Genomic DNA, 3,514 nt, shown 5'->3' on the forward strand with positions numbered 1-3,514 from the left:
AAAAAAATCTCCGGCGCCGTATCCGGCAAACGGCAGGATAGCACCACCACCCCGGGAGCGAGATAATTCCCGCTCCATAATGCCATCGGGGACACGCATATAAGGTCTTTGCCTCAGGGAGCGGCAAAGACTGCCGGACTAAATTCAGCTTATCTCATCATAACCTCTGCCGCAATTGCCTCAAACAAAGGTTTAAGAAAAGTCAGATCTCAGGAACAAAAGTTAACAGAGGTCAGCAAAAATAACGCTAACTCATATGAAACCCGAAAGCATATTTCCAGGGATTGCATAGAGACCAGAGCAGAATTTCAGGATTGGCTCCGGACAATGACCTTGCTTGCGGCGGTTCTTTCTCTCCTGAAGGCTATCGCTCAGGCCTTTGTCCGCTCTGATGTTTCCCGGGAAGCGGAATATCATCTCTGCCAGGAGGGATACTGCTCGCTCTTCATGAATGCCGCAAATTCCTTCACTCTCACCAGAGAATACTATGCGCGGGATAGCGGCGTCATCGTACTGAGAAAGGGCTATGAGGGAAATGCCGCTGAAGGAACTGAAGATAGCGCTCCGGAAAAAGATACCGCGGCATATGAAGGCGATCTCCTTCTGTCCGCCGGCCCTAAAAAGGCCGCGCCGATCTGGCGGCGGAGAATAAGGATCCCCGGGAGCCGAGCTATCTCATGGAATTCAAGTACAAAAGAAATGCCCGGGTTTCTCAGAAGACTGAAAGCGCAGAAAGGGAGAAGCTTCTCGCGGAAGCCCGCAGGCAGCTTCTTTTTTTATGTCACCGATGATCACCTGAAAACCATTCCCAATCTTCACAAATATGCCATCCTGTACGTCTATGGCAGGTTTTATCCTGAGGAGATTACTGACTGAAATCAGCGCGGGCAGGCGAGAAGCCTGCCGTCCCTCCCGGAGTCCCGTGTTTTCAGGTTCAAAATTATCCTCCCTTTCCCGGAGAGCGCCGCATTTCAATTCATTTTGCGGGTGGCATGGCATTACTTTTGAAAACATCAGGGGTTATCGCATAGCAATTATTTCTCTTCAGAACGTGAGTCAGGGATCGCTTCATTGATTTTCTGCTTGTGGCAAGCGATTGTGTTTCCCTAGAATGAGTCAGTTACGGCCAATTTAAGGGGATATCATGATCGCTGCCGCAGGAGATCAGATTAAGACGGTTTTCACCATGGGACATTTGGGACTGGTCGGAGCCTTTATCCGCGAGACCGGAATCATTGAGAGCATCGATTCCATGGTTCCTGAATCCTCTGATAACCCCGGGCCTTTAACTCATGGACAGGTTGCCGCCCTTCTGATATTGAACTGGTTTGGCGGCGCAGATCCCCACCTGAAAAGCTCCTTTTTCGAGGCCAGAGATGCGGAAGCGATACTGGGAATAACCTTCGATAATTCCTGGTATAACGATGATGTTATCGCTCATACTCTGGATGCTCTGCACGCCTCCGGTCTTACGCCGTTATTTTCCCGGATCGCCTCGGAAGTCATGAAGCGCCTTGGCTGTAAGATCGGGAGCGTGACCGCTGACAGCATCGGTTTCCGTTGCCAGAATGAAGAACAGCCCCGCCGCGCAGACCGTGCCGGGAACGATTATGACGAGCCCCGCAGGATCGCTGTTACCTATGGATACAACGGGGACTATCCTCCGGAAGCGGTTCTGATCCGGGAACATGTGCTTACGGACAGCGCCACCGGCATGCCGCTCTGCCTGGAACCTGAAGACAATGCCTATGACACCTGCTCCAGTGCCTCTGATAACAATGACACTGCCGCAAATGACACAGCCGCCTTCAGCCGCATGATAAAGGTGTTTGAAAGCTTCGGGAATTACTGCGGCGACAGCGGCGTATACCTTTCCGGAGATGACTCTCTCTATACGGAGGAGCAGGTAACCTTCATGGCCGGAAAAGGAATAAAGTTTGCGGCTGCAGTCGACAGCAAGCGGAAAAGCGCGCAGGATTTTATCGCCGCGCGCCGGGATGACCCTCTCGAAAACATTACTGACGAGTATCAGGGCAGACTCTATGCGGTGAATGACTGCGGCGTCAGGCAGATCTGGCTTCTGGTGCAAAGCGCTGCTGCCGCGGCCAAAAATGCTCATGCCGCGGAGACCTCCGCCGCAAAGGAAAAGGACAAGCTTCGGAAACTCATCACGGACTATGACAGCACGTACTATGCCAGCGAAAAAGAGGCCCAAAAGGAGCTTCAGAAGATCCGCAAAAAATGCCGGTACTGCCAGGTTGTCAGCTCTGCCATCGTAAAGGAAGAGATCCCCGGAAAAGACCGGAAATCAAAAAAACCGGGGGCGGATTCCCAAAAGGAGTTCCGCTGCAGGCTGGATATTACGATTGAAATTAACCGGGAATACTGCGACATGGTCGCCAGAACCAAAAGCCTCTTTGTGGTGGCAACCAATGATGCCGAACGCCAGTGGACACCGGGAGAGCTTCTGAAACTGTATAACCCCCGGAACAAAAAAGAGCGGGCAGCGGGATGGGAATGGCAATTTCTGAAGAATTCCGCATTCTTTGCGGACAGGGTATTCGCAGCCGGGAACGAGCGGATCCAGACTCTTCTCATGATTATGACCCTGGGGCTTTTGGTATCCCGGGGACTGGAGTGGAAGCTCCGCAAAGCCCTGGAGACATCAGAGGTTCTTTTTAAAAAACCGGCCGGCCAGATCACCGGCAAAATATCATTGGGTTATGTGTTTCAGATTTTCAGGCCCGTAATGACGATTGTGTCCGAAAACGGGGAAAGAAAGTTCTGCAACCTTGACGAACAGGCCATAAAAATACTGGAGCTTCTGGGCGCCGGCTATCAAAAAGCATATGGAGCCTGCGACGCCGATGACGCATAACTTTTGGCATTGCTGATCTGAAGCGGCTAAAAAACGATTAAGGCAGGAGCGGTTCTCCTGCCGCGCCTCCCCGAAGGAAGCAGCGGGAAGCAGGCAGCGGAGCCGCAGTTTTTTTCGAAAACCCGGCCGGCCCGAATCTCCGTAACCGCAAACACAGGAGAACAGAACAAATGAACATTGAGGAATCCTGCAAATGTCCCGCCTGCTCAGACCGTCTGGTCTTTGATATCGGGGAATGGGTTCTCCGCTGTCCCGGCTGCGGCGCCAAATACGATATTGAAAAATATAACAAAGACCTCCGGATGAAGAAAGATCCTCCCCGGGACACTGAACCGGCTAAAGAGGACATGACCTGTCCCGGCTGCGGCGCTGCCCTTTCTCCTGGCATTCAGGCCTTGACCATGACCTGTCCCGGCTGCGGATGCTTTTTGCGGGATATAACAAGCAGCAAAGACGGCGTCGCGCCGGATCTCGTACTCCCCTTTGCCCATGGCCGGGAGGTCTTTTGGAAGGTCTTTCAGGATCATTGCGACAAGCATCCGTCCACTCCGGATGACCTGCTCGGGAACATCTCTCCCGAAAACATCCGCCCGGCGTATATCCCCGTCCTCATGTATGAGCTCCTGGCCGAGGGAG

At 52.7% G+C, this 3,514-nt stretch carries 3 protein-coding genes; all 3 read left to right on the top strand.

Annotated features, from left to right (window positions below; translation table 11 throughout):
* Positions 1-327: 327 nt before the first annotated feature.
* Entirely contained in the window at positions 328-876 is a 549-nt protein-coding gene (locus ACJROR_RS11800) for a hypothetical protein (protein ID WP_406547198.1), read from the top strand.
* Positions 877-1,144: 268 nt separating this feature from the next.
* On the top strand, positions 1,145-2,878 hold the full coding sequence (locus ACJROR_RS11805) for an IS1634 family transposase (protein ID WP_406547199.1): 1,734 nt from the start codon (positions 1,145-1,147) through the stop codon (positions 2,876-2,878).
* A 170-nt stretch (positions 2,879-3,048) separates the two neighbouring features.
* Positions 3,049-3,514 (top strand): hypothetical protein (locus ACJROR_RS11810; RefSeq protein WP_406547200.1); only part of this gene is annotated, 466 nt, incomplete at its 3' end.

Origin of the sequence: Succinimonas sp. (assembly GCF_045225735.1) — a bacterium.
Classification (GTDB): domain Bacteria; phylum Pseudomonadota; class Gammaproteobacteria; order Enterobacterales; family Succinivibrionaceae; genus Succinimonas.